Below are 23,981 nucleotides of genomic sequence, written 5' to 3' on the forward strand. Positions count from 1 at the left end.
TTTATAACGCTATCAAAATACAAAAAATAAAATATTGGAACTGATTTCATAAAGACTGTCTGATTAACTGAAGTCATTAACATTAGGAGAATTTATGCTCGGCTGGTCGCTGGTATTTTTTCTGGTTGCCGTTATCGCAGCGGCGTTGGGCTTCGGTGGCATTGCAGGTGCAGCAACAGGTATCGCCAAGATACTGTTTTTTGTCTTCCTCGCATTGCTAATTATTTCTCTGGTTGCACAAGCGGCTAGAGGCCGTCCTCCCAAGCTATAAGCGAGAACACGGACCTTTAACGTAAAACTTAAACATGGAGAATGACGATGAATAGAGATGTTGCAGAAGGTAAATGGAAACAGTTTAAAGGCCAAATCAAAGAAAAGTGGGCAGATCTGACAGACGACGATTTGGACCAAGCTGAAGGTAGCAGTGACCGATTTGTCGGCATACTGCAAGAGCGTTATGGCTTAGCCAAAGATGAAGCCCAAAAGCAGTTTGAAGAGCTGAAGAAAAAGATATCTTAACGATCTCTTTTTCGAATCAGGCGCCTCAAAGGCGCCTTTTTTATTCTCGAAAGCATGAGCTGCTGTAAAAAAACAGTATCAAAATCTAGTTATTTCTAGGAAGCAAAGGAGTTCACTATGAAATATTCTAAAACACTGAGTACCGGCCTGATTATTGCCGCCCTTTCCAGCACCAATGTCATGGCAAACACTTGGCAAGGTGAAACCAAAGATGCGTGGCTTGATGGCAAGATAGAAACAGCGTTTATGCTGAACAGCGAGCTAAACAACTTTGAAATCAACACCGATGTGGAAAATGGCGTTGCCGTGTTATCCGGCACGGTTAAAACTGAGATCGAAAAAGACCTTGCTGAAGAAATCACCAACAACATTGAAGGCGTCACCGACGTCAACAACAACATTGAGGTGAAGGAAGATTACACCAGCAAAATAGAGAAAACAGGGGACAATTTCGCCAGAACCTGGAGCGACCTTACCATTACCGCTGGTTTAAATATGAAATATGCCGCCAACGATGACATTGCGGCAACAGAAATTGACGTAGATACTCTTAACGGCAATGTCACCCTGACGGGTACTGTCAAAAGTAAAGCCGCCCACGACTTGGCAATCGAAATAGCGAAAGGCTTTGACAATGTCGTGGATGTTGACGACCAACTGACCATCGTCAGTGAGTCCTAACAGCCCTTAGCTAGCAACCGGCATTTGATTGCCCGCCATTGCCACCTGTAAAAGCAGGTGGCAATTTTTTAATCCTTTCGAAAGTCTCTTTTCTAACATTACAAAGCTGAGTAGCCCGCTCACTTTGTCGATACTACAAAACGATTTGTTCACACGACAAAAACACTTCGTTATTTAAACCGCTGATTAAGCCAATCACGAATATCGTCAACAACCTGTTTTCGATCTGTGGGGCCCTCGTTGACAACATCGTGGTATAGGCCAGGATAAATATTTAAGGTTTTATCTTCTGAAGCACTTTTCTCATACACCCGCTCACTAACCGTATGAGGCACCAGCTGATCCTTTTCGCCGTGCAAAATGAGCAAAGGCAGGCTTAACTCAGCAAACCGCTCAGACAGTGACGGAACAACCCGAATAAGTTCAGCAAGGGTTTTAAGGGGAATTTTAGTGCTGAGATTTAAAGGGTCGGCCTTAAAATCACTAACCATTGCCGGATCTCGACTAAGCATATCGGGGGCAAGATTGGCCGTTGGCAGATTGGGCGCGACCGCAGCAAGAAGCTCACAAACTGTTCTCATAGAGCCGGGGATTTTATCAACAGAGAGCGCCGCTCCTGACAACATTAACCCCGCCAAACTTTGCTGGGTAGATAAAGTGTACGCAAGCGATATAGCACCGCCCATACTATGCCCAAATAATACTCTAGGTACAGCTAGTTGGCTTGCTAACAGGGTGTCTAAAAATAACTTCAAATCCGCTACCGCATAAGAAAAATCTTCAACTTTTCCCCGATGGCCATAAGAGTGACCATGCCCACGGTGATCAATGGCATACACTGAATAATTCTCTGCCACTAATGTTTCTGCTAAATGTCGATACCGCCCCCCATGCTCCCCCAAGCCATGACACACAACGACAACCGCATTGGGTTTCTCCACTTCCCAGCTCTGCCAAAAAATTTTCACACCCTTTTGACCTAAAAAATAGCCATTGCCTTGATTCACAAACACGCCCTCACATCCCATGTACTTTTTACAACTTAGCAACGGCAACCGAATAATTCGATGCGTCAGGCCAGTTACTTAAGGTATCAACAAACTGTTGCCGGACTTCTTCAACATTTTTGCTCATGTCTGCATCCGTCCACGCACTTACATCAATCGGTTCCAGCACACAAATATCAACCGTACCCGCGCGAATAGTTTGATCATTGCGCGCCTGAATTTCACCAGAATTACGAAGGACCACCGGCACAATTGGCACACCGGCTTGCCTGGCAACATAAAATGCACCTTTTTTAAAGCGTCCTAAATTCGGTGAATAGGAGCGCGTGCCCTCTGGTGCTATACCCACTGAAAGCCCTTTTTTTAAACGCTCGACCACTGGTTTTAATGTTTCAATCGCACTCTGGGTATTACTCCGATCAATAAAGGACATTTCAGCCATTTTCAAAAAAGGTCCGATAATTGGCGCATTGGCGGCTTCTTTTTTCACCACTCCTGTCGCGCCGCGACGAATAATATTACAGAAGATAAAAAAATCGAGCTTACTCTGATGATTGATAATAAAAACAGCCGGTCTTGCCTTCCACAAGTTATGCTCGTTAATCACATTGATTTTTACGCCAGCCAAGGCAAAGCCCACATCACTCCCCACCGAGGCAATCAAATCAACCGCTCGACGTGGATCTTGGTAAACGCGATTATAAGCAAGTCCCGCCAGCATCGTTGCCGTCATCGCAGAATAACAGCCCACCGTCCCCGCCAATGCTTTTAAGGGTGCCCTGCGCCGCATAGTAAAATCGATAATCGGCCAATCCGATAAACGTGCCTCGGAGCGGAGTATACGATCAGGGTTAATGGCCGTGGCCCGGCCTACACTATTTAAAAAATCAATATCTTCATCACCGTTGGCATAGCCATAGCTTTGAGACAGGTCAATGGTCTGTTTTGTAGCAAACTGCTTAACCGCTGCAGCTTTATTGGCTCCCCAAGCAGGATCACCAGACAGCCGGCCGGTAAGCACGCCGCGCTTCACCTCAAGTTTGCTTGCCAGAATGTGTTTAATGCCGTATTCCTCTGCAAGCCCCTCTATTTGATAGCGGGTTGCAGAGGACGCAATTGCCACCGTGTGCCCTGCTTTCAAATGTGCTTTAACCAGTGTGAAACCCTCGTGATACATGCGTTTGGCCACCCGCTCGACAAACAACCGCTGCCAGTACGCGCGCATCTCACTCTCTTTGTACCCCGCCCATTCAGTCATCAACTCTTGAAATAACGCTTTAAAGCCAACTGCATCAAGATCTGTTTTTAACGGTGCTTTTAAAGCGGTCAACAGCTCTCTCTTAGTAATTTCACGCTTTCGAATTCTATCTTTGAAATACTCTGCTGCCGAAAAACCGTCAATCAAGGTGCCGTCAAAATCGAAGAATGCCCCCACCGCTGGACCTTGTGGGCCGCTTTCAATATCTGCAATTGCATTTTTCAAACTCATTTTTTTCAAACCCCTAGCGGCCTTCCACTGACTATTTTAAGCATTTTCCAAGCGATGGGAGGATACCCTTACCACTCAGCTTTACTAATCATCATGACAGTTTAGTGCTACTGCGTTTATCATTTGTGAAACCCTCAAGCACTTCTAGTTCATTCAGCAATATCCATGCCGCAGAATATCTTTGTTTGTGCCACACAAGGCATCCGCCTCACAGCCGTATCACTCACTTTAGATCAGCGTTCGTTTACTGAAGGCGCCTTGATGGACCGCAAGTCCCAATAAAATTAACGCCGCCCCGGCCAGCATTGCCGGTGTCATAACCTCACCAGCGACAACCACCCCTAACAACATCGCCATGACGGGTGTAATTAGCGGTATAAGGGAAACCGTATCTACCGACAGATGCTTGAGAATATAGTAGTAAGACACAAAGCCCAGCAACGAGCCAAAAATTGACAAATAAAGTAATGAGACTAGTGACAAATAACTAAAAGTGGGCCACTCAAGCTCCACCAGAAACAGCCATGACAGCAACATTCCCGGCAACGCAAAAGTCATTGCCCCCAACGCTTGTTCCCATGGGTCAACAATCATTTTTTGATTCAGTTTTTTCACCCACAGAGCACTTGCCGAAAACAAAATATTAGAGATAAACATCAGTCCAAAACCAATGTAGCTGCTTTCTGAGAGTGCGCCATCCCCTACAACCAACACGACGAGACCGATAAAGCCAACAATCACAGCAAGCAATTTACGCGGCTGTAACAAACTTTCACCCAATATCGGCTTTGCAAGTACTGCCGTGACTAAAGGCGTCAAACCAAACAGCAATGAAATAAGCGCTGAAGGTAAATACTCTGCAGCCATGTAGACCAATGCCATATTCGGAAATAGACTGATGGAGGCCGCAAAATACAGTTGCCAATGCTTTCGCAGTGACAAACCACGCTTACCTATTAGCGTGCAGATTGCACTGCCCAAGATAAACGCTAACAGAATACGCAGACTCAAACTGACAATCGGTACTAAAGTATCGCCACCTAGCTTTATCGCCAGCGGCGTCGTAGACCAAATTAAAATGACGAAGCCATAGGCCAGCCTTACAAGCATCTGTCTTTCCTCTAGGGCGTGCTAAGCCCAATACTTGCCGAGACATTTCTGACCCAAAAAAAAGGCCGCAGATGAAATGTCTGCGGCCTTTTAAAAAAATTTTGCTAATCAACTCATCACAAAAAAATTTCACCTGCCGCAATATCTCGCGTCCAACGCACACAAGTGCGAAGGACAGTGGAGAAAATGACGGCAAAAAAAGTAAACATGGTTTGGCTTGTCGTTTTGATAAGTAAGCTACGACTATAAGCAGGCACAGGAACGAGCGCAAGTACAATCACCGCATTCACACAAGATCACCGTAGTACAAGGGTGTACACTCTGCAGTAGGATAAAAACCAATAACACGTTTACGGTTACACATGACCTCTCAGTTTAATTTCAATGGCTTCGATACCATTATTGTCGGCGCTGGCAGCGCGGGTTGCGTACTGGCCAACCGACTATCCTCAAATCCCAATCGTAAAGTCCTGCTATTAGAGGCCGGGGGCGATGATAACTGGCATTGGTTTCATATTCCTGTGGGCTACCTTTTTGCCATGGGTAACCCCCGCAGCGACTGGTGTTACCAGCTTGAGCCCCAGCCTGGGCTAAACGGCCGCACGCTACCCTACCCCCGAGGAAAGGTGCTTGGCGGTTGCAGTGCGATTAACGGCATGATTTATATGCGGGGCCAAAGCCAAGACTATGAGCAATGGGACCTACCCGGTTGGCAATGGCGACATGTTTTGCCGCGCTTTAAAAAATCTGAAGATTATTATGGCGGCCCAAGTGCGTTTCACGGTGTCGACGGCGAACTGAGGGTTGAACAGCAACGTTTGCGCTGGCCCATTTTAGATGCCTGGCGAGACGCCTGTATCGAGTACGGCATTCCCCCTACCGAGGATTTTAATACCGGGGACAATGAAGGCGTCGGCCTTTTTCATGTTAACCAGCACCGGGGCTTACGCTGCTCCGCCAAGCGGGCATTTCTGCGCCCCATTATAAAACGGAGCAACCTCCACATCGTCACCGGCGTGATGGTAGACAAACTGCATTGGCAGGATAATCGCGTCAACGGGCTAGATGTCACTTTTCAAAATACGCGCCAGCGAATTGAGTGCAGCGGTGAAGTGATTTTATCTGCAGGCGCCGTTTCAAGCCCCTGTATTCTGCAGCGTAGTGGCATTGGCGACGAAGCCACGCTCAAAAAAGCCGACATCCCCTGCCGAAAAAAACTGGATGGCGTAGGTGCCAATCTACAAGACCATCTACAAATACGGGTGCAATTTCAGGTAACCAACGCCACCACCCTAAACTGCCTCAACCGCAATTGGCTCGGAAAAACAAAAATGGGCTTGGAGTATATATTGCGGCGCTCTGGGCCATTGTCCATGGCGCCAAGCCAGCTCGGAGCCTTTTTTAAGTCAGACCATTACCAAGAGCGCGCAAACCTCGAATACCACGTTCAACCCATGAGCGCCGAAAAACTGGGCACCGAGCTACACCCCTTTCCTGGTATCACGGCCAGTATTTGCAATCTTAGACCCAGTTCCCGGGGGCGAGTCGCTGTCCGGTCAGCCGACCCCAGCCAGCCGCCATTAATTGACCCACACTATTTGGCCACTGAAGACGATCAGAAAGTGGCGGTGCAATCTATCCAAATTACCCGCGAGATTGCCCGCCAGTCTGCGAGCCAAAAATTCCAACCACGGGAAATTAAACCGGGGCCGCAGCTACAAAGCCCCGAGGAGCTTGCCAAAGCGGCAGGCGACATTGCCACCACTATTTTTCATCCTGTTGGCACCTGTAAAATGGGCCACATTGATGACCCACTAGCGGTAACAGATAGCAATTTAAAGGTGCGCGAGCTAGACAATTTGTATATTGCCGATGCGTCAATTATGCCCACCATTACCAGCGGCAATACCCATGCGTCAGTAGTCATGATTGCAGAAACCCTTGCCGAGCACCTTAAGGATTAGGCGACATTTCTAGCTGGGATTGGAGCTTAGCTGCCCCGTAAGTCAGGGTGATTTTGCCGCGCTGCAGGCCCCATTTCTGCAAGCTGCATATCAATCATCGCCTGAAAGGCTAGCAATACTTTGTCAAAATTTTGTTCGGCATGCAGTACATTCAGCGCGGCGACCCCCGCTTCAATAGTCGACAAACCGTCTTGCCGGGGCGACTTACGTATGCGGTATCGACTCTGTTCTGACATTTGTAAATGCATACACGGCAAATGCGACAACCATGGATTTAAATGCATAAGTCGACGGACTTTACGCCAAGTGCCGTCAAGCAACAGTAAATAACGAAAACGGGCAGAGCCAATGGCGTCAGCACTGAGGGGGCTGGCACCAGGGTAGACCAACAAGGTGTCGGTCAACCAGTTTTCCCCTAATACCTCTAGCGGGTCAAAAACATCACCAACCAGCAATTGGGCGCCAGCAATGGACTTTGCCAACAACGGCGCCGATGACATTGCGTGCCTGGCTTCTTTAGGGTCTTGTAAAATCACCAATCGATAATCGCTGGCACAGCAAATCAAATAGTCACAAAGACAGGTTTTGCTGGGACGCTCGCAGCGTTGACAAAGGGATCGGCTCATCGGCAAATTGTACCGTAAAGCCAGGCACTAGCGAGCTCGATGTCGCTAAAATCTAATTCGTAAGCCTATCGTTTTCAGCGGGGCTACAGATCTCGCAAGCGATTCGCCGAATGAGAAATTAAGCTCAGCTCCTGCTCTTCCATGTCCAACAACTGTTCCAGCGTACCTGCCGCTGGAGTCGCAGCGCACCGGCTGTGTAAATGGCGATAAAGCTCAATGAGCTGGGCATGAACCTCCAGCACCTCATCTAATAATTGCTCACTGCTAAGAGAAGCCCAATGCAAATCCTTATACTTGGTATCAGGAAGCGGTTGGTTATTGAGAAATTCTGTCACCCAAGTGTCCAGCGAATTCTTACTTTCGGTGTCTTTTAAAGCCAAGATCGTGGTTGCCAAATTCGCCTCATGACGAGCAATATCATCACCCAGTAGCTTGGCTCGCTCATTGGATGAACTGGCTATACTGTCGGGCAAAAATTGTGCAAAAGACTGATGAAAATCCCCTGACCACTGAACAACATCTCCTACCGTTTCAACGTTCATACCGCTACCTCCTTGATTTATGCGTGTTCTTGCTATGACAAGTGGGTGGGTACAGATGTTCAATATTGTCTTTTTATCGGCCAACAGAAAATAGATCAGATTTTTTGGCTATTTAACGGGAATTTTTATACCGGACGTGTAGACAGTATCGGCCTAGAATCAAGACCGAGATAGGAGTAAACATGAAAAAACACACTGCCAATATCGCTTTTATTCCCCATGGGGGCGGTCCCTTACCACTGCTTGGCGAACCTGGACACGCCAAGCTGACTGCATTTTTAAAAAACCTACCCAATTTAATTGCCAGACCAGAGGCCATCATTGTCATTAGCGCCCACTGGGAGACCCCGCACGCGATGCTTACCAGCACAGCCAATCCGTCGCTCATCTACGATTACGACGGTTTTCCTGATGAGAGTTACCATATTCAATACCCTGTTCCCGGTCACCCCGCACTGGCCGCAAAGCTCGGTCATCTATTGGATGCGGCCAAAATTCAAAACCGCTTAACCTCAACGCGCGGCTTAGATCACGGCGTTTTTGTCCCTCTTAAAATAATGTATCCCCATGCAGATATCCCCTGCATACAAATGTCGTTACTCGACAGCTTATCTGCCGAAGACCATCTAAGCCTGGGCAGAGGACTACGCGCGCTCAAAAACGAAAAAATCTTAATTTTAGGATCAGGACTGTCATTTCATAATATGCAGGCCTTCCGCAGCCCAGATATACCCCCAGCTAATATGCACTTTGAGCAGTGGCTGAATGACATTTGCTGTAACCCCAACCTCCATCAGCAACAACGCGAACAGGCTTTACAAAACTGGCATACCGCACCCGGCGCCGCGTACTGCCACCCAAGGGCTGAACACCTGCTGCCTTTGCATGTTTGTTTAGCCATGGCAGACAAACCCGCCCAGCGGATATTTTTTGACAAGATAATGGGAAAGTGGGCTAGCGGCTTTCTGTGGCAATAAAACAACTGACACAACACTGGCGGCTGACGTCATAGTACGCCATTGGTATTAGCGCTTTTTTCGGGGTTTTGGCGCTTTTTTGTTTGGATGACTACTCGACCCGGCAGCCATATCGAGCACGGTAAGAGTCTCTATATAAGCAATAAACCTGTTCAGGTATTGAGGTGATAAATCCCGCATATGGCTGAGAGATTTGATCGCTAACATTTGCGGATTCAGTGGCCCCGGATTTTCTGGCTGAGCATCAAGGGCCGCATTTATGCGCCGCTGATGATTCTGTCGCGCTTGGTTTCTGCGCAGATTCTGCACCGCTTTTAGCTGGGGCTTTTCTTCGGCCTGCTCTTTTGGCTGGGCTGCACTTTTGATTTGAGATTGGCCTTGGTTAGCCAGCTCGCTGAGGCCAGCCTCTTGCCAAGCACTCGTCTGCTGGTCGCTTGCCTGGCCAAAAATGGCCTGCTCCTGAGCGCCCATTGAAGCACTCAAACCGTGACCCGTCTCTGGTTCTGGATTGCTGTAACTTTGATTCAACGCCCGAATAATGTCACTTAATCCGCTGCTACCCGCCCCCGCAGACGCATTAGCATCTTCAGTTTCTGCCAAGGCGTTAACAAGAGGTGCCTGCCCCTCAAGCACAACGAGATGCTGCCGTATCTTGTTTAACAAAACCTCAGCCACCCCCGCGCGCTGTTCTTGCGCTCGAGTCAAAAGGGCTGCCGCTAGCTTAAAACGGGGCTGCTGATCTAAGCCCTGCTTTGCCAGCGCGTCCATCCCAAGCTCCAGCACTTCCAGCTCCGGTATAGAGGCTCTAATCATCAGAAACCTGTACACGGGACTGTTGCCCACTCGAGCCGGGTTCATTAGCGCTGAGGCCATCAGCACTATGCTCAGCCCTAGGAACTGGGGCCATTTCTACCCGGCGGTTTTGAGCACGACTACTGGCATCGTGGTTGGGCACCACAGGTTGCTGAGCCCCAAAGGCTGCGGCGAATACCATTCCGCGGGGCATACCGGCCTCAATCAAAGCTCGGGTCACCGTTAAAGCCCGCTGTGCCGACAACTCCCAGTTGTCTTCGAAATTAAGATTGCCCTGCTGAATAGGTAAGTCATCGGTAAAACCACTCACCATTAGCAACTGGTCGTTTTCGCCGAGGTAAAACGTGAGCGGCTTCATTAAACTGACCAATAGTTTTCGACCTTCCGGTTGCAGCTCTGCGGAATTCAGCGAAAACAACACACTGCCACTAATGCCAATGCGGCCATTTTTTAGGGTAACCCGGCCTTGAGCCAAGGGGTCGGCCAAGGCTTCTTCTAACTCGATACGTCGCTGTTGCTCGGCCTCACGTTTGGCAATTTCTTTTTCTAAGCTTTGCGAAAGCTCAAGCTGAAAGCCCAAGGTCCAAACCAAGAGCAGCACAAAAACCCCAACCAAGCCTGTCATTAAGTCGCCAAAAATCGCCCAGATGGGCGGCTCAGAATTTAGCCCTTCATCCAGTTCAGCCATGATCAAGCCTTGCCATCATGCGCTTTGCGGCCAGCGCTCTCTTTTAGTTGTTCCAGAAGCTCTTGCTGGCTCAGCAAATTGTGATCAATGATTTCTCGGGCCTGCAGTAAATAGTATTCCATTTGCTCATCACTGCGACTGGTCGCTTTATTCAAGCCTTTTTCCAGCTGAGAAAATTGCGCCATCATCTTCTGATTAGAGTCGCTAAACTGCTCTACAGCGGTGGTGAACACCTCACCTAAGCTGGCTAACTCCGTTGAACTCGCGGCAAAATAATCAACTAGCGATACCAATTTATTAGACTCATCATCTACCTGCTTGGCAAACTGTTGATTGACCTCGCCCAGCTGCTCTGCAGAGCGATCTAGCAGTGCCTGTACCGCAGAGGACTGGGTTTGCGCATTGGCCTCCAAAGAAGCCGACAGTTTATTAAGCTGGGCCATTAATTGCTGTCGCTCTTCAAGCAAGGCATTATCCCGCTCAATATTGTTAGAGATTTCGCTTCTTAGCTTAGCAATTACCTCAGCAGCAGCCTTGGGTGTTTCTGATGCGGTTTCAATCAAGGCCCGCATCGGTTGCTCTAATGCTGTGCCCAGTTCAGCAAGGCGCAACGCCGCAATATCTTGCAGTTTATCTAATTGACTTGCCGCGGCCGCGCCGCGACGGCTCTCTTCGTCTCGCAACGCCGAAAGCTGTTCTGCGAACGTCGACATCAAGGTATCAAAACGCTGTTGTTGATCTTGCTGCCACTGTTGCTCACCGTTCTCTCTCGCCTGAAGCAAGCCCTCACTACGGCTGATAAGCTCTAATAACTTAGCTGCCGAGCTGTCATTACGCTGCTGTTCAGTGTCTCTCAACTTGTCGAGCTGGCTAGACATGGTCGCCTGCAATGCTTCAAAGCGTGACTGTTGGGCATCCAGCCATACCGCTTCACTACCCTCTCGCGCAGAAATTAAAGCCTCGCTCTGAGTCAGCAACGCATTAATTTGCTGGCTCGCCTCGGCAGCATTACGCCGACCATTGACGGCTATTTCTTCAGCCGTGCCACGCAGCAGCGTGGCGGCTTCGTCCAAGCTCCGCTGCCAGTTTTCTTGCTGGGACTGGCCGTGAACATGCTGCTGCGCCAGCCATTCTTGGCTGGCCGTACTAAAGTCATTAAGCAACGATCCACCGGTTTCTGAAAACTGCTCTTGTAACACCACAAAGTTTTTTGCCAGTGTTTCTGCCAACTCAGTATTGGCGGCATGGTGGTGTTTAAGACCACGTTCCCATGCACTACTGACCGCCGATGAGGTTTCGGAAAATGCCGTTGTCATGGTCGTAACTTGATCGGCAAGCGCGCTATTCAAACGCTGTTGTTCTTCGTGCTGCTGTTTAGCCAGGGTATCCAAAAACTGTGCTAACACCGGCTGCATGCTCTCACCCGCCAATTTTCCGCTGTCAGCAAGGCTTTGTTTGAGCGAACCGTCTACCGACTCCGCTAATTGCGTAAAGCCCTGGGTCATCCCCTCTTGAAAGCGCTGCTGTCTGGCGCTGAGGTTTTCTCCCAGTGAGCCCGTCATTTCAGCTAGCTTTTGTGCCAAATTTTCTAATTTACCTGCCACTGCGGGTAAAGCCTCGGCCTGTTGCTGCAAGGCCTGGTAAGTTTGGCGCCGCTGATGACTCAGTGAATACGCTTTAAAAGCCCCTGACATTTCGGCATCCAATTGCCGGGAACTCGCCAACCGCTGACGGCGACTCAAGGTAGAAATCAACCCCAACATTGCCGACGCAGTTACACCAGCTACCGAAGTGGCAAAAGCCATTCCCAAGCCCTGAATAGGGGCCGCCAAACCAGCCCGTACTGCTGCCAGCTCAGTGCTGCCTTCCAGAGCACTGACAGCGCCCTGGAGGGTTGCCACCATGCCAATAAAGGTGCCTAGCAAGCCCAGCATAACCAGCAAACCCACCAGATAAGGGGTCAGCACTGGCGCGGGCAAACCTAAATGCTCGCCCTGAATGCGCTGATGTACCGCGTGTTGCAGCGACGGGTGTAACTTACTCAGCCATTGCTCAAGAGACGCTATTCCCTCTCGGGATTGCAGCAGCGCTGCCTCCAACGACGCGGTGGCCGTTTGATAGCGCATCAGCTCTGAAAAGCCCACGCTATAAGCTCCGGCAATTAATACCGTCACTAGCAGCGCCAACAGATTTGAGCCAATAAAAGAACTACCCATCCACAGCACCACAATGGCGCCAAGGGCAAAACACAGGATAGAAATAGCTTTTGTTATATTGGTCATGGAGTTTGAGTTTCCTCAGCGTCTAAGGCTTCCAATAGCCCTAAAACCGGCAGCAAGCGAAAATCTAATTCCGCCAACAGCAGGTCCTGCATTTCATTATAAAAATGCCGCAACCAGCCATGAGGGCCAAGCCAATTATCTGGCTCCCCAAATTCACCACTGGTTTGGCTCTCAAGATAGTGTTCAGCGAGTTGTTTGAAGCGTCTGCTCAAGGTACGTGGCACCGTTGCGAGCAGGCGGCGACTGTGGTCAAGCAAGGGTTCTGCAACGATCCGGTCTAGCGCCGATAGCTTCGCCATGTCAGGTGAATGCGCTGACAAACATTGTCGCAACGAATTTCTCAGTTTGAGAATTCGATGGTCCATCTCGCTTTGATGCAACATATAAAAACGCTGATAGGGCTGATAACCCTCGGCCAGATCCGCTACCGTTTGACGGCTTGCCCTAGGCAGCAAAAACGGCACCGAACCTGCGTCGGAGCGAAAACTGTCCGCGATAAACGTTAAAATTGAGCCCCTTGCCTCCCAAAAAAGGGCGCTGGCGTCTGTCTCCAAAGCGTCGGCCGGTGGCTTAAACCGACTCCGAGTCAACGCTCGCAAGGCATCAGCTAACGTAATTGAATCAGAAAGATCAATTAGCCCCGCCAGTTTATCTGCCACGCTTGCTGTGGTCGGCGATTCAAGCTGTATTCCCAAGTTTGCCAAGGTATGAAGCAAGCGGGTGTCAGGATTTTGGGCGGTCGCCGAAGATTGGCTCATATTACCTATAGCTTAAGCGCCACACTGCACAGGCGGCGGGAGATTAGCTGGATACCGGAGATTGTCAGCTGCAGATTTTTTGGCCGCTCATTATCGCCATTTTATCGACAGGTTCAAGCACGGTCGGACTTTACCACCCATAGCCCACCACTACCCCGGCCATATTCCTGCCACAACGCTGGCGACCACATCCGCCGATATCAAGCCCACTGTTGGGCTAGCGCATCATAGAAGACTCGTCACTGACGAGTGAGGACCCATTACGATTACAGGCATATAATAAGTATAATGGATGCATCTTTATATGGGCTTAGCCAACCGCTATGAAACTGACCAAACAAACCGATTTCGCATTTCGCACCTTACTTTTTTTAGCAGCCAAGCCTAAAGAGCAGCTGTCTAACATTCAGCAGATTTGCGACTTTTACGATATATCAACCAACCATATCTCTAAAGTGGTGATGCGCTTAGTGCGAATGGGTTACATAGAAGCGGTAAGGGGCAAAGGGGGCGGAATCCGACTTGGCTGCGCGCCAGAACATATCCAGCTGATCAATGTGGTAACCGAATTTGAAACAACCCTACGCCCCATCAACTGCAGCGAGCAACCTTGCCGAATTATTCGCAACTGCCGACTAAAAGGCGTACTCGGCAATGCGATGCAAGCATTTCTTGACGCCCTTTCTGCCTACACTTTAGCCGACATGGTTGACAGCGACCTAGAGGCCATTGTCTTTTCAAACTGAGGCATTAGCCTTTTCAAGCTCGGCCCCAACTAATGGTGACAAGGTAGCTTACGCTCCACGTACCGACAGGGCTTCGCCTTCAAAAAGAACCCCTTGCCACCCGGTTTGCATAAAGTTACGGATATTCGCGTGATCACTGCCCGCCGGATTAGCCAACACGTCCTTGCTGTAATAATCACCAAAGGCATTTAAGGTCGCGGCAAGGGAAAGTTGGTGGCGCTGGGCAAAGGCAAAAACCTTACAAGAACCATTGTTTTCCCCTGCGGCATTATCTTGCTCGCCATTGCGAAAAGCGGTTGGCTTAAAATCATATTCGCGATCAATCACCTCCATAACGTTGCTAAAAGCTACAGGGCCTTGCTCTAACTGGGCGATAAGGTCTTGCTCTGTCATAGCTACTCTCCAAATTTTGGGGCCGCTATTCTAACCTTATTGTCATCTTTATCTGAGGATTCTGGGATGAGCCTAGACGAAAATTTGATATCATTGCCGCCAATAAAAAATTTTACCAGCTGTTAGGGAGAGTCCAAATGCAAGGCCTAAGCAACGATAATGGCGAGAAATGTCCCTTTGATCTCAATTTTGAAGCGGACACCTTTAAAGTCGGTGACCTGGTAAGCTACCGCGTGAGCGGCAGCATGATGGATATGCCCTTTGTTGGAGTGCTCTCAGAAGTGCACGATGACTATGTATTATTAGCTCACTTTGATGGCAGCGAGACGCCAGCAGGGCCTTTCATGCGAGGCACTAGAGAAAGTCGACCGGTGGTGAGCGAAGAAGACGCGTTAAAAGACTAAACACAAAAATCCGGCTGCTTGCCGGATTTTTTGCGTGGGCGCGAATCACCTAGTGAATAGGAACCCGGGTATTCCACTGCCGGTTATCGTGTCTATAACGATTATCTTTATGCCCCTTATCCCGGCGCCCGTTATCCTTATACTCCTTGTTTTTATGGCCGCCGTTATCTCTATGCCCTTTAGAAGCGTGTTGGCCTGCGTGGTAATCATTTCGGTAGTACTTATTAACCTGCACATACCGCCTGTCATGGTATTGCTGGCCGTAGCCGCGACGATCATTCCGGGAGTTATGCTGGTAATACCTGCCACCATGGGCAACATGACGATCATAACAGGGCTGGCGACCACCATTATGATAATGGTAACTGACCTTACTCCGCCGATGGCTATCGCTGTCCTTAACAGCATAGAGCAACGCTGCACCCACCAAAACCGCAGCGACAGCCTCGGCGCCATCGGCCCTGGCAGGTTTAGGGTTTAAACCAAGCACTACCGCAACCGCCAGCAATGCCAACAATGCTCGCTTTTTCTTACTGAAAACGGCCGAAGCCATGACTGTATTCATAGCGTATTCCTCTTTGTGTCAGGAATACGCTATCAATATGTAGCTGAACGACAACTGAAGGCTAGATCAGAAGTTGGCTGCAGTGGTAATTTGATCACTTAAACCATTGCAACGCTGGGCAGCTGCCGCACGAGCATCCATAAAACCTGCAATGTTAAAGCTATCCTGATTCACGCCAAAAAGCGCTGCCATGGCAGGGTCTTCCTGAGGCATCGACACAGTTAGCCTTTGAGACTTTCCAATTAAGTCAATAACCGCATCGTTAGCATAAACATGCGAAAACATAACTAAATGCTTATTACCGCCCAGTTCTTTAATAGAAACCACTTCTAAGGGCATTTCTAGACTGATGCCGTCAAAATTAGCCAGTACATTCACCCGCTGCCCTGACAAAGACCAAATATCGGCTCGATCGCTGGACCAAATCAGGTAAAGCTCATCGCTGGCACAGATATTACTGTGCTTAAGCATGCCAAACTGATGTTGACTCATCATTGATCCGGGCACGGTATAGCCCGTAGAGTGAGAGATAGGCTCAACTTTCCAAGCATTTCGCTCACCTGCGATAACGCCTGAAACCATAAAAAATACAAACAAAGCAGATATTGATTTATAAAAATACTTCATCTCAAACCTCGGCATAATCATAGTGTTTTTATCATTATTAATTTTTATTTTTAGCCGTAAAAAAACATATACGTAGTCACCTAAATCGATAAACCCGTCACAAAAAAACCATTAAAATCTAAGCTAACGATACAAACAAGTCACCAACGGTACATAAATACGGTCGAGTCACACACAGCTGCAGCAACTAAAAACAACGAGTAATAGCATGCAACTATCAAATCAGCCCTCGCGTACAATCACCCCTGATAAGCCTCATTTAACACCACCAGCTAATGCTTGCCGTCAAATTCCACTATCAACAAGTACATCCAAGACGATTTCTTGCTACCCTAAGCCCGCTGAAAACGACGTTAAGACACCCATTGCTAATATTGCGACACTATAACCAGCTCATCAAGCGCACACTATGAAAAATGAAACCCTAACCAACTTTGACTTTAACCCCGACCAGAACAATGCAGGCATCCACCCGGAGCTGACTTTACACTTTTCTGCTGCCAATGGCTTTCCCCTTGGCGCTTACCGACATTTCCTAGCCCCCTTTTACGACCAATATACCGTCATCGGACTGGAAAACAGGGGAGCATGGCGCGCCGACCCACCACATCGCGCCTTTGGCTGGACAGATCATGCCAACGACATAATCACAATGCTTGAGCAGCGCCGGCAAAAAGGCAAAGACAGCAAGGGCATCATCGCCATAGGCCACTCAATAGGCGGAACCGTGAGCGCACTAGCCGCACATAAGCGCCCGGACCTGTTTCGGGCCGTTATTATGATTGACCCCGCTTCTCCACCGGGGCGGTATTTCTGGCGCCTACCCAAGCAGATTATTCAAGCAATGATGCGGCGCCATCGCCTGGTAACCGGAACCAGTAAGCGGCGCTTTCAATGGTCTTCTCGACAAGAGTTTATTTCAACAATAAAAGAAAAAGCCGTATACCGAGATTTCAGTCCGATAGCATTACAGGAATACGCCGAAGCTGGCTTGATCGAAGATGACAATGGTGGCTTTGAACTCCGCTATGACAGAGCCTGGGAGGCTCACAACTTCTTAACCACCCACGCGCCTTGGCCCGCGCTGAGAAAAAGCCAGACTCCCACCCTGCTGCTACGAGCAGAGAAATCCTATATGCACAAATCAGAGGACTTTGAATTTCACAGTAAGCGCTTACCAGCATGCGTCGATACAGCTGTTATTCGTGGCGCTGGACATATGGCGATTCAAGAGGATACTGACCAAGTCACTCAAATATGCAAGGACTGGCTCCGCAAGCAAGGCTTGCTTAGCCCACCGTTATAAGCTGCCACCTGTGAGTATCAAACAGACCACCTCTATGTCGCCGAGAAATTTCGCTTACTATCTTTTCTGCTACCTCTTTTACGCCACCGTATTAACGGCATGCGCTGGACCAGCGCCCGCCCTTAACACAGCCCAAGGCGACCAATGGCAAGCCGTTAGCTATGACGGGAGCCGAATTGGACACCGCCAAATCCGTCGTATTCAAAGCGCCGCGCTTGTGACCACAACACAATGGCTGAGGCTGAAATTACTGCAACCTGGAGCGGGAATTTCAGACAGTGAAACACGGCTTGAATACATAGAAACACGCTCTGGTGAAGCTATTTCAATAACAAAACAGCTTAAAAGCCCTAGCGCCAATTACCGTATGACCGCTGTAGTTGATGGCGATACGTTGCTTGTTAAGCCAGGTAGAAACAAAAGCGATAACAAGCGCTACCCACTACCCGCGAACTTCTTGCTTCCTGAAGGCCAGCGTTTAGCAATGCACCAACAAACCGGAGAACGCCGAAGCCTAAGCTATAGCAGTTGGAGCTTCTCTGACATGGCTTTTGAAGATATTAGTCTAACCGCCTTTAAAATTAAGGCTTCAATCAGGGAAGAAAATCAAAAAACCAACGCCGATTATCACTGGGAGATACACCGCACCGTCAATAACGATACAAACCCAACAACCACTATTCTTTACACTGACGCCGACTTTTACCCCCTGGCGGAGCAGAGTCAGAGCGCAGGCAAAGCTTTCGCCATAGAGACCTGTAATAAAGACTGCGCTCTAAGTGACTTTGTGCCGCAGACGCATGTTTACCGGCAAATCATACGTTCACCCTATCGCATTAGTGAGCAAGCGCTTTCCGGAAAAATTCGTTATCAACTCATTGGCCCCAATTCAATACAACCACCTATAACCCGAGACCAGAAAGTCGAAAAGATCGAAAATGGCTGGCAACTCACCGTTTGCAACAACTGTAATGCAAACGAACCCAGCACATCTCCGGCGCAACTTAGCAAGGCGCTGCAAAGCAATTACTGGCTTGCTGCCGACAATCGTGTTTTTAAAAGCGTGATCTCCCAACGTTTGGATAAGAAGCATTTTACGGCCGCAGAAAAAATGCAATTTCTTACACGTTTGGTGACCCGCCATATGAGTGAAGTTGCCGACTATACGGGCTACGCTACCGCCTTAGAAGCGTGGCAAAACCAAACAGGCGATTGCACGGAACATGCCTTGTTGCTGGCAACGTTGGGCAAGGCAGCGGGTATCCCCACCAGGGTAGTCATCGGGCTGGCATATAATAACGATCGATTTCTGGGAAGGCGCTTTGTCTTCGTTCCCCATGCTTGGGTGCAGGCATGGACAGGGGAAGGCTGGCAGAACTATGACAGTGCTTTGGGGAAATTCAATGCGGGTTATATCACTTTGGGACTTAGCCAGGGTGAACCTGCGGTCTTGCTAAAACTTAATGAGCAGCTGCACCAACTCGAACTTCGTTCTGCGGTGCAGCTTAAATCTCGTTAACCGCTTATTCGTAAACGACAGGCATCTCTTCCAGAGTCGCATCACCGGCCATATCAATATCAGCAACCTTTACTGCATCACTGCTACGCACGGCGCCCACGACAGTCACCTCTTCCATCAACTTCACAGGCTCTTCAGCCAAAACCAAACTTGGCAAAAAGGCCATTGCAACCAACGCCACTTTAAGCGCATTACCCATGATATTCTCCTCTAAAGGTCGACATCGACCTGTTCAATTCAGCGACATAACAGCCCAATACAGAAGAGGGCTAATGGCGGTGAATTCTGAGGCATAAATATGACAGGAGAGTTACAACAATATGACAATACGGAATAATTGATGAATTTTTTGTGAATTCACCCCGCGCAAACAAGCATTGTTTTTCATCACTGCACAAAAAAGCCCCTCCAAACCATGAAAGGGCTTTTACTTGTGACAGATCCAAATGCTTAACGAGATCCATTATTGAATCTATCAAACAAGCAGGCCAACGGCTTGCGCCTGAGCAATATGCGGTTTTAAAGGTGATTAATTAGCCGATTTGAAAGCTTGGACTGACTTGTTGAACGTATCAGACGTTTCTTTCATTTCATCAACTGTCGTATTATAGCTTTCAAGTAACTTCTCTCGTTTTGCATCATTGCATTCAAGGTAGGCCTGACCTGCAGCCACATACTCCTTTACCACTTTTTGTGTAGCAATAAGCTCTTTCTCTGAAGCGCTGTCACCTTCAGGAATTTTTGGCTGATCAGGCTTATCACAGTCCTGATTACCGGCAAATGCGGTTAACGACAGACTAGTTGCCAAAATTGCCGCCGCAGCGGAATAAGCAAATTTCATTATTCTTCCTCCAATATGCGTAGGGCTTAAAACGCTAACATGTAAAAACCCCATTTTGTACACCTGAGCACATTTTTACCGCCTTTTTTGCCTCGGGCAGAACCTCTGCAACAATCTACTGTCTCTTACTGTTGGTTCACAGCATTTCTCGCTAATATACCGCCTCAGATTGAGAAATTTAGACGCTATCACGCTATCACGCTATAGTTAGTCGTGACCTCAAAACAAAAAATAAAGAGCGCACCACATGCCGTTAAATCGTTTTGCAGTCGGCAGTTTACTAGCCATCCTCGCCAGCTGTGCCAGTCAAGCACCGTTAGCACCACCCAATCAAGATGCTGTCGCACAACTGCTCCAAGCAGAAAGCCTTTACCAAATCGACCAGATTGACCCGCTCTTCCCTGAAGAGAACTTGCTTGCTCTTAATGCGCAAATGCGCTTTTTCGTTCAAGAAAATGTTCCCAGCGTTCTATCACCTCGGGCAAAACTCAATTATCTACTAGACGCCATGATTCGGCCGTCTCAGCTTGGACTTAAATATGAACCAGGCACCACACTCAACGCCAAAGACACCTTTTATTTAAAAGAGGGAAACTGTCTATCCTTAAGTTCGCTCTTTATCGCAATGGCCAGAGAAGCTGGGCTAAATGCCTACTACAATGAAGTCACCATTCCCCCTAGCTGGGATATGATTAGCGAAAACAGCATGGCTTTTTATCAGCATATTAATGCCGCTGTAGATTTTGGAAACGGAGATATTCAGGTCGTAGACTTGAGTGTTGATAACTATGACTACAACTATCATCAGACTCCCATTAGCGACCAGCGCGCTGCCGCCCAACACTACAATAATCGAGCCATAGAACATCTGAATAAAGACGATACCTCCGGTGCTTATCGCTACCTGCATCGTGCATTATTTCTAGACCCCAATGCAGGCCATATCTGGGGGAATCTGGGTACCGTTTTTCGTCGAGACGGACATAAACACGAAGCAGAGCTGGCGTATAAGCAGGCCCTTTTTTTAAACAATCAAGACCAAGTCGCTCTCAATAATCTGGGCCGACTTTACAGAGAAACGGATCAAAATAAAAAAGCCAAACGACTGGAGGAACAATCCCTCGCCTTTCAACGTTCCAACCCCTTTTGGCACTTTGGTCGAGCCAGACAAGAATACGAACAAGGTGATTTTGATGCGTCATTACGAGCTGTTAACCGTGCGATCAGCCTCGACAAAGAGCAATATCGCTTCTATCAGTTTCAAGCCTTAGTCTACAAAAAATTAGGCAATCGTAACGCCAGCATACAAAGTGCAAAAAAGGCTTCACGATTAAAATTGCAGCAATAAAAAAGGCGCCGAATGGCGCCTCAGGTTCTTAGCTAAAATTCATCAGAACTGGTATTGGATACTAGCAGATAGCGTGCGACCCACTTCTTCTTCGTACGTTAATTTACCCTCACGCTCAATTTCCAAGCCCTGATCAAGAATATTTATCACTTTTAATTTAACGATAATATTCTCTGTTGGATAATACGAGTACGTCATATCCAATGAGTGAAAGGGCTGCTCATAAGCATCCGGTTCGCCATTACGACCAGCAAAGTACAAGCGCTCACCAAATACATTGTACGACAGGGTCGCAGCATGCATTTCATTAGGCGAGTCGTAACCAATAATAAAGTTTGCCGCGTAGTCTGAAGCACCCACCAGATCCCGCTTTGGATTAGTAGGCGCATCTGCCTTGTTCCCGGCTACCAACTCAGTATCCAATAATGTCAGGTTACCCTGTACAAAAAAGGACTGCAGCGCATCAGAAAATTCGCCGAGGGTTTTCATAAACTCGACTTCAATACCCGTAATTTCAGCGCTTTCAGCATTAATGATTTCAACTGCCGTATTGGTATCACCAGCCGCAGCCTGAAATTGCTCAATCGGATCAGTGATGTCTTTATAGAACAGTGACACAGTTAAATTGTCGCCGTTGCTAAAAAACCACTCTGCGCGAACGTCATAGTTTTTAAACTGTGAGGGCACCACATCCGGGTTACCAAACACCAACGCACCCGTAATGGGGTCAACATAACTGGCATCGGCAATTTCGCGAAGGTCTGGGCGAACGGTAGTCTCACTAAAACCAAATCGAAGCTGGAAATCTTCAGCAAGAAAGCCTGGCTGCATATACGTCAGGGCCACCGATGTATACATATCATCATCAGTAAACACAGCGTCATTCAGCTCATCCGCAATCGCTTGTTGACCACCGCTCTCGCTGGTAACAATTGGAATACCATCAAAATCCAGCGGGTCCCAAGTCAAGCCAACTTGCTGATAGTCTTCCCAACGCAAACCAGCAACAACCCGCCATGTATCCAGCCAAGTGACATCTACTTTACTGTAGTAGGCATCAACTTTGTTGACGGCGATATAACTCTCTGAATTACTACCCGCTACCGCAATTTGATAGCCATAATCAGGGTTCAGTATATTGCTATCGCTATACACTTTATCTAACGGCCCGACCAAATCGGCATCAGTATCCACTGTACCCAAGCTAAGCTGGGTCTGACGGTATACCCGACTTTTCTGCCAATAATCCATACCGGTGCTGAGTTTAGCAGTCCAATCCATAGTCGAAAACGGCATACTGAGTTCCCAGCCGTAACTCTCTACTTCATCTTCTAAGTCAGTAAAACGGTAGTCAGCCGATGAGCTGTTACGGTTTACCGTCGTCGTATTGGTAGCAAAGTTTGTGCTGGCACCAACAGCCACTTCATTTGGTATTTCTGTCGTGGAACTGCTATCAGAGTAATACCAATCAAAACCCAGGCCATCAGCAAACTCCAACCAATCCAAATCCAACATTTCGCGGGTATATTCACCTAATTTGTGTGTACCACGGATCTGATGAACTTCTAGCTCTCGCTGCTCATAGCGTATTCTATACAAGCGGTTAGAAACACCGCCGCTTTCAGGGCGTTCGTTATCATAGCGATCGGTAATAGATACCTTATCATCGGTATTACGCAGAAAGAGGCTGGTAGTATCGATGGAGTGATCTTCGTTTAAACGCAAACCAAAGCCTAAATTAAAGGCCATAGACACGTTTTGAGTCGTTTCATTTTTATAGTCAGCAATGGTGTCGTCATTAACAGCCCGGGCTACCGACTTTTCGTTTCGCCATTGACGGTCATAAGAAAACCCAGTCAAAAAACCCAGCTCGGTTTCTTCAGCGTCGCCTAGGTAGAAGCGATTTCCCAAGTTTACTTCACCCGAAAAATCGGGATCACCATCCACTTCATACGTGTTGATATTACGATACAGCTCAGTGGCCAGTTCGCGGTTAGCCGCCTCAGCATCTGCCAGGGTAGCATTGGGGTTAGTCTGGCGCATAACTTCCAATATATCGCTGCGGTCCAGGCTGCCACCGTAAGTATTCAAAGCCCGCAACAAGTTACCCGACAATGCTCGGGTGCCATCATCTTCACCCCGGATATCGGTACCACCACCTTTGTAGCTCAAAAAGTCACCATCTGACTCAGTATTCAAGCCGGTGCCCAGCTCAACATTAAATACAAAATCCGTTGGAATACCTTTGGTGCGAATATCGACAGAACCACCGCCAAAAGCTGCGGGCATATCAGAAGAATGAACTTTTTGAACAGACAATGACTGCACAATGGATGTCGGGAAAATATCCAAGGGAATAACACTGCGCGACAAATCTGGAGACGGAACGTATGCACCATTAAGCAAGGTGCTTGAATAACGCTCACCAAGGCCGCGCACAAAAACATACTTGCCATTAACCAAGGTGACGCCAGGAACACGACGCAGGGCGGCCCCAACAGTAGAGTCGCCAACACGGCCAATAAATTCTGAACCAATAATATCGACGGCAACTTCCTGCTCTAAGCGCTCCATTACCAAATTTTCAGCGCCACTTTTTAAGCGCCCAACAACGACAACCTCTTCAACCGGCTTAATTTTTACCGGCTCCATGCCGGGCCCATCCTGCGCCACAGCCTGAACGGCAATGCTTAGCGCACTGAGCGTAAAAGCGGGCATCAGGGCTTTTTTCATTACATGCATTTTCATCGGATTAGACCCATCTTAGTCTTTGCTC

Annotated in this window: 25 protein-coding genes; 10 read left to right on the forward strand and 15 right to left on the reverse strand. The window is 48.3% G+C overall.

Features of this window, described 5'->3' with window-relative positions:
- The first annotated feature begins 94 nt into the window (after positions 1 to 94).
- From IMCC21906_RS16730 to IMCC21906_RS15000, 3 genes are all read left to right on the forward strand, one after another.
- Positions 95 to 271 carry a DUF1328 domain-containing protein gene (locus tag IMCC21906_RS16730; RefSeq protein WP_047012836.1) on the forward strand — a complete coding sequence of 59 codons (177 nt, stop codon included), beginning with the start codon at positions 95 to 97 and terminating at the stop codon, positions 269 to 271.
- Between the two features lie 47 nt (positions 272 to 318).
- Complete coding sequence (locus IMCC21906_RS14995) at positions 319 to 519, forward strand: CsbD family protein (RefSeq protein ID WP_047012837.1); 201 nt, start codon at positions 319 to 321, stop codon at positions 517 to 519.
- A gap of 117 nt (positions 520 to 636) precedes the next feature.
- Entirely contained in the window at positions 637 to 1,200 is a 564-nt protein-coding gene (locus IMCC21906_RS15000; protein WP_047012838.1) for a BON domain-containing protein, read from the forward strand.
- A gap of 170 nt (positions 1,201 to 1,370) precedes the next feature.
- Here IMCC21906_RS15000 and IMCC21906_RS15005 read toward each other — a convergent pair whose 3' ends face one another.
- From IMCC21906_RS15005 to IMCC21906_RS15015, 3 genes are all read right to left on the reverse strand, one after another.
- Positions 1,371 to 2,207 carry an alpha/beta hydrolase gene (locus tag IMCC21906_RS15005; protein WP_197085911.1) on the reverse strand — a complete coding sequence of 279 codons (837 nt, stop codon included), beginning with the start codon at positions 2,205 to 2,207 and terminating at the stop codon, positions 1,371 to 1,373.
- A 28-nt stretch (positions 2,208 to 2,235) separates the two neighbouring features.
- Entirely contained in the window at positions 2,236 to 3,696 is a 1,461-nt protein-coding gene (locus IMCC21906_RS15010; protein WP_047012839.1) for an HAD-IB family hydrolase, read from the reverse strand.
- A gap of 228 nt (positions 3,697 to 3,924) precedes the next feature.
- Complete coding sequence (locus IMCC21906_RS15015; protein ID WP_047012840.1) at positions 3,925 to 4,806, reverse strand: DMT family transporter; 882 nt, start codon at positions 4,804 to 4,806, stop codon at positions 3,925 to 3,927.
- A gap of 362 nt (positions 4,807 to 5,168) precedes the next feature.
- Here IMCC21906_RS15015 and IMCC21906_RS15020 point away from each other — a divergent pair, with 362 nt between their 5' ends.
- Entirely contained in the window at positions 5,169 to 6,770 is a 1,602-nt protein-coding gene (locus IMCC21906_RS15020) for a GMC family oxidoreductase (protein WP_047012841.1), read from the forward strand.
- Positions 6,771 to 6,796: 26 nt separating this feature from the next.
- Here IMCC21906_RS15020 and IMCC21906_RS15025 read toward each other — a convergent pair whose 3' ends face one another.
- Together IMCC21906_RS15025 and IMCC21906_RS15030 are read right to left on the reverse strand one after the other, a co-directional pair.
- Positions 6,797 to 7,396, reverse strand: a complete 600-nt coding sequence (locus IMCC21906_RS15025) for a tRNA-uridine aminocarboxypropyltransferase (RefSeq protein WP_047012842.1) — start codon at positions 7,394 to 7,396, stop codon at positions 6,797 to 6,799.
- An 83-nt stretch (positions 7,397 to 7,479) separates the two neighbouring features.
- The gene (locus IMCC21906_RS15030; protein ID WP_047012843.1) at positions 7,480 to 7,938 is read right to left on the reverse strand and encodes a hypothetical protein; all 459 of its coding nucleotides are present in this window, start codon (positions 7,936 to 7,938) and stop codon (positions 7,480 to 7,482) included.
- A gap of 182 nt (positions 7,939 to 8,120) precedes the next feature.
- Here IMCC21906_RS15030 and IMCC21906_RS15035 point away from each other — a divergent pair, with 182 nt between their 5' ends.
- Positions 8,121 to 8,915: a class III extradiol ring-cleavage dioxygenase gene (locus IMCC21906_RS15035; RefSeq protein WP_047012844.1), complete on the forward strand. Its 795-nt coding sequence runs from the start codon at positions 8,121 to 8,123 to the stop codon at positions 8,913 to 8,915.
- A 48-nt stretch (positions 8,916 to 8,963) separates the two neighbouring features.
- Here the strand turns inward: IMCC21906_RS15035 and IMCC21906_RS16445 are convergent, their stop codons facing one another.
- The 4 genes from IMCC21906_RS16445 to IMCC21906_RS16455 are packed head-to-tail and all read right to left on the reverse strand — an operon-like array spanning position 8,964 to position 13,456.
- On the reverse strand, positions 8,964 to 9,728 hold the full coding sequence (locus IMCC21906_RS16445) for a DUF2894 domain-containing protein (protein WP_197085912.1): 765 nt from the start codon (positions 9,726 to 9,728) through the stop codon (positions 8,964 to 8,966).
- Entirely contained in the window at positions 9,721 to 10,416 is a 696-nt protein-coding gene (locus IMCC21906_RS15045; protein WP_047012845.1) for an OmpA family protein, read from the reverse strand. The genes IMCC21906_RS16445 and IMCC21906_RS15045 overlap by 8 nt, the downstream gene beginning before the upstream one ends.
- A 2-nt stretch (positions 10,417 to 10,418) precedes the next feature.
- Positions 10,419 to 12,698, reverse strand: a complete 2,280-nt coding sequence (locus IMCC21906_RS16450) for a hypothetical protein (protein WP_052763566.1) — start codon at positions 12,696 to 12,698, stop codon at positions 10,419 to 10,421.
- Entirely contained in the window at positions 12,695 to 13,456 is a 762-nt protein-coding gene (locus IMCC21906_RS16455) for a DUF3348 family protein (protein ID WP_052763567.1), read from the reverse strand. The genes IMCC21906_RS16450 and IMCC21906_RS16455 overlap by 4 nt, the downstream gene beginning before the upstream one ends.
- 323 nt (positions 13,457 to 13,779) lie before the next feature.
- Here IMCC21906_RS16455 and IMCC21906_RS15060 point away from each other — a divergent pair, with 323 nt between their 5' ends.
- A complete protein-coding gene (locus tag IMCC21906_RS15060) occupies positions 13,780 to 14,202 on the forward strand; it encodes an Rrf2 family transcriptional regulator (RefSeq protein ID WP_047012846.1) in 423 nt (140 codons plus the stop codon).
- 48 nt (positions 14,203 to 14,250) lie between these two features.
- On the opposite strand, the gene IMCC21906_RS15065 is transcribed toward IMCC21906_RS15060, so the two are convergent.
- Entirely contained in the window at positions 14,251 to 14,595 is a 345-nt protein-coding gene (locus IMCC21906_RS15065) for a HopJ type III effector protein (RefSeq protein ID WP_047012847.1), read from the reverse strand.
- Positions 14,596 to 14,732: 137 nt separating this feature from the next.
- Between IMCC21906_RS15065 and IMCC21906_RS15070 the strand changes: the two genes are divergently transcribed.
- The gene (locus IMCC21906_RS15070) at positions 14,733 to 14,999 is read left to right on the forward strand and encodes a hypothetical protein (protein WP_047012848.1); all 267 of its coding nucleotides are present in this window, start codon (positions 14,733 to 14,735) and stop codon (positions 14,997 to 14,999) included.
- Positions 15,000 to 15,048: 49 nt separating this feature from the next.
- Here the strand turns inward: IMCC21906_RS15070 and IMCC21906_RS15075 are convergent, their stop codons facing one another.
- A complete protein-coding gene (locus tag IMCC21906_RS15075; protein WP_047012849.1) occupies positions 15,049 to 15,564 on the reverse strand; it encodes a hypothetical protein in 516 nt (171 codons plus the stop codon).
- A gap of 66 nt (positions 15,565 to 15,630) precedes the next feature.
- Entirely contained in the window at positions 15,631 to 16,191 is a 561-nt protein-coding gene (locus tag IMCC21906_RS15080; protein ID WP_047012850.1) for a hypothetical protein, read from the reverse strand.
- A gap of 409 nt (positions 16,192 to 16,600) precedes the next feature.
- On the opposite strand from IMCC21906_RS15080, the gene IMCC21906_RS16460 reads away from it, so the two are divergent.
- Both IMCC21906_RS16460 and IMCC21906_RS17000 read left to right on the forward strand, forming a co-directional pair.
- A complete protein-coding gene (locus IMCC21906_RS16460; RefSeq protein WP_052763568.1) occupies positions 16,601 to 17,497 on the forward strand; it encodes an alpha/beta fold hydrolase in 897 nt (298 codons plus the stop codon).
- Between the two features lie 544 nt (positions 17,498 to 18,041).
- Positions 18,042 to 19,016 carry a transglutaminase family protein gene (locus IMCC21906_RS17000; protein ID WP_082117568.1) on the forward strand — a complete coding sequence of 325 codons (975 nt, stop codon included), beginning with the start codon at positions 18,042 to 18,044 and terminating at the stop codon, positions 19,014 to 19,016.
- A gap of 4 nt (positions 19,017 to 19,020) precedes the next feature.
- Here the strand turns inward: IMCC21906_RS17000 and IMCC21906_RS15095 are convergent, their stop codons facing one another.
- Both IMCC21906_RS15095 and IMCC21906_RS15100 read right to left on the reverse strand, forming a co-directional pair.
- Positions 19,021 to 19,215 carry a hypothetical protein gene (locus IMCC21906_RS15095; RefSeq protein ID WP_047012851.1) on the reverse strand — a complete coding sequence of 65 codons (195 nt, stop codon included), beginning with the start codon at positions 19,213 to 19,215 and terminating at the stop codon, positions 19,021 to 19,023.
- 330 nt (positions 19,216 to 19,545) lie between these two features.
- Positions 19,546 to 19,857, reverse strand: coding sequence for a hypothetical protein (locus tag IMCC21906_RS15100; RefSeq protein ID WP_047012852.1), 312 nt, complete (start codon positions 19,855 to 19,857; stop codon positions 19,546 to 19,548).
- A gap of 247 nt (positions 19,858 to 20,104) precedes the next feature.
- On the opposite strand from IMCC21906_RS15100, the gene IMCC21906_RS15105 reads away from it, so the two are divergent.
- Entirely contained in the window at positions 20,105 to 21,205 is a 1,101-nt protein-coding gene (locus IMCC21906_RS15105; protein WP_047012853.1) for a hypothetical protein, read from the forward strand.
- A gap of 42 nt (positions 21,206 to 21,247) precedes the next feature.
- Here the strand turns inward: IMCC21906_RS15105 and IMCC21906_RS15110 are convergent, their stop codons facing one another.
- Positions 21,248 to 23,938: a TonB-dependent receptor domain-containing protein gene (locus IMCC21906_RS15110; protein ID WP_231580289.1), complete on the reverse strand. Its 2,691-nt coding sequence runs from the start codon at positions 23,936 to 23,938 to the stop codon at positions 21,248 to 21,250.
- Positions 23,939 to 23,981: the final 43 nt, after the last annotated feature.

Origin of the sequence: Spongiibacter sp. IMCC21906, assembly GCF_001010805.1 — a bacterium.
GTDB lineage: Bacteria > Pseudomonadota > Gammaproteobacteria > Pseudomonadales > Spongiibacteraceae > Spongiibacter.

Excerpts from the sequence above, each read along its gene's own strand:
- IMCC21906_RS16730 (WP_047012836.1), top strand. The coding sequence starts at position 95 with ATGCTCGGCTGGTCGCTGGTATTTTTTCTGGTTGCCGTTATCGCAGCG.
- IMCC21906_RS14995 (WP_047012837.1), top strand. The coding sequence starts at position 319 with ATGAATAGAGATGTTGCAGAAGGTAAATGGAAACAGTTTAAAGGCCAA.
- IMCC21906_RS15000 (WP_047012838.1), top strand. The coding sequence starts at position 637 with ATGAAATATTCTAAAACACTGAGTACCGGCCTGATTATTGCCGCCCTT.
- IMCC21906_RS15010 (WP_047012839.1), bottom strand. The coding sequence starts at position 3,696 with ATGAGTTTGAAAAATGCAATTGCAGATATTGAAAGCGGCCCACAAGGT.
- IMCC21906_RS15015 (WP_047012840.1), bottom strand. The coding sequence starts at position 4,806 with ATGCTTGTAAGGCTGGCCTATGGCTTCGTCATTTTAATTTGGTCTACG.
- IMCC21906_RS15020 (WP_047012841.1), top strand. The coding sequence starts at position 5,169 with ATGACCTCTCAGTTTAATTTCAATGGCTTCGATACCATTATTGTCGGC.
- IMCC21906_RS15025 (WP_047012842.1), bottom strand. The coding sequence starts at position 7,396 with ATGAGCCGATCCCTTTGTCAACGCTGCGAGCGTCCCAGCAAAACCTGT.
- IMCC21906_RS15030 (WP_047012843.1), bottom strand. The coding sequence starts at position 7,938 with ATGAACGTTGAAACGGTAGGAGATGTTGTTCAGTGGTCAGGGGATTTT.
- IMCC21906_RS15035 (WP_047012844.1), top strand. The coding sequence starts at position 8,121 with ATGAAAAAACACACTGCCAATATCGCTTTTATTCCCCATGGGGGCGGT.
- IMCC21906_RS16445 (WP_197085912.1), bottom strand. The coding sequence starts at position 9,728 with ATGATTAGAGCCTCTATACCGGAGCTGGAAGTGCTGGAGCTTGGGATG.
- IMCC21906_RS15045 (WP_047012845.1), bottom strand. The coding sequence starts at position 10,416 with ATGGCTGAACTGGATGAAGGGCTAAATTCTGAGCCGCCCATCTGGGCG.
- IMCC21906_RS16450 (WP_052763566.1), bottom strand. The coding sequence starts at position 12,698 with ATGACCAATATAACAAAAGCTATTTCTATCCTGTGTTTTGCCCTTGGC.
- IMCC21906_RS16455 (WP_052763567.1), bottom strand. The coding sequence starts at position 13,456 with ATGAGCCAATCTTCGGCGACCGCCCAAAATCCTGACACCCGCTTGCTT.
- IMCC21906_RS15060 (WP_047012846.1), top strand. The coding sequence starts at position 13,780 with ATGAAACTGACCAAACAAACCGATTTCGCATTTCGCACCTTACTTTTT.
- IMCC21906_RS15065 (WP_047012847.1), bottom strand. The coding sequence starts at position 14,595 with ATGACAGAGCAAGACCTTATCGCCCAGTTAGAGCAAGGCCCTGTAGCT.
- IMCC21906_RS15070 (WP_047012848.1), top strand. The coding sequence starts at position 14,733 with ATGCAAGGCCTAAGCAACGATAATGGCGAGAAATGTCCCTTTGATCTC.
- IMCC21906_RS15075 (WP_047012849.1), bottom strand. The coding sequence starts at position 15,564 with ATGAATACAGTCATGGCTTCGGCCGTTTTCAGTAAGAAAAAGCGAGCA.
- IMCC21906_RS15080 (WP_047012850.1), bottom strand. The coding sequence starts at position 16,191 with ATGAAGTATTTTTATAAATCAATATCTGCTTTGTTTGTATTTTTTATG.
- IMCC21906_RS16460 (WP_052763568.1), top strand. The coding sequence starts at position 16,601 with ATGAAAAATGAAACCCTAACCAACTTTGACTTTAACCCCGACCAGAAC.
- IMCC21906_RS17000 (WP_082117568.1), top strand. The coding sequence starts at position 18,042 with ATGGCTTTTGAAGATATTAGTCTAACCGCCTTTAAAATTAAGGCTTCA.
- IMCC21906_RS15095 (WP_047012851.1), bottom strand. The coding sequence starts at position 19,215 with ATGGGTAATGCGCTTAAAGTGGCGTTGGTTGCAATGGCCTTTTTGCCA.
- IMCC21906_RS15100 (WP_047012852.1), bottom strand. The coding sequence starts at position 19,857 with ATGAAATTTGCTTATTCCGCTGCGGCGGCAATTTTGGCAACTAGTCTG.
- IMCC21906_RS15105 (WP_047012853.1), top strand. The coding sequence starts at position 20,105 with ATGCCGTTAAATCGTTTTGCAGTCGGCAGTTTACTAGCCATCCTCGCC.
- IMCC21906_RS15110 (WP_231580289.1), bottom strand. The coding sequence starts at position 23,938 with ATGAAAAAAGCCCTGATGCCCGCTTTTACGCTCAGTGCGCTAAGCATT.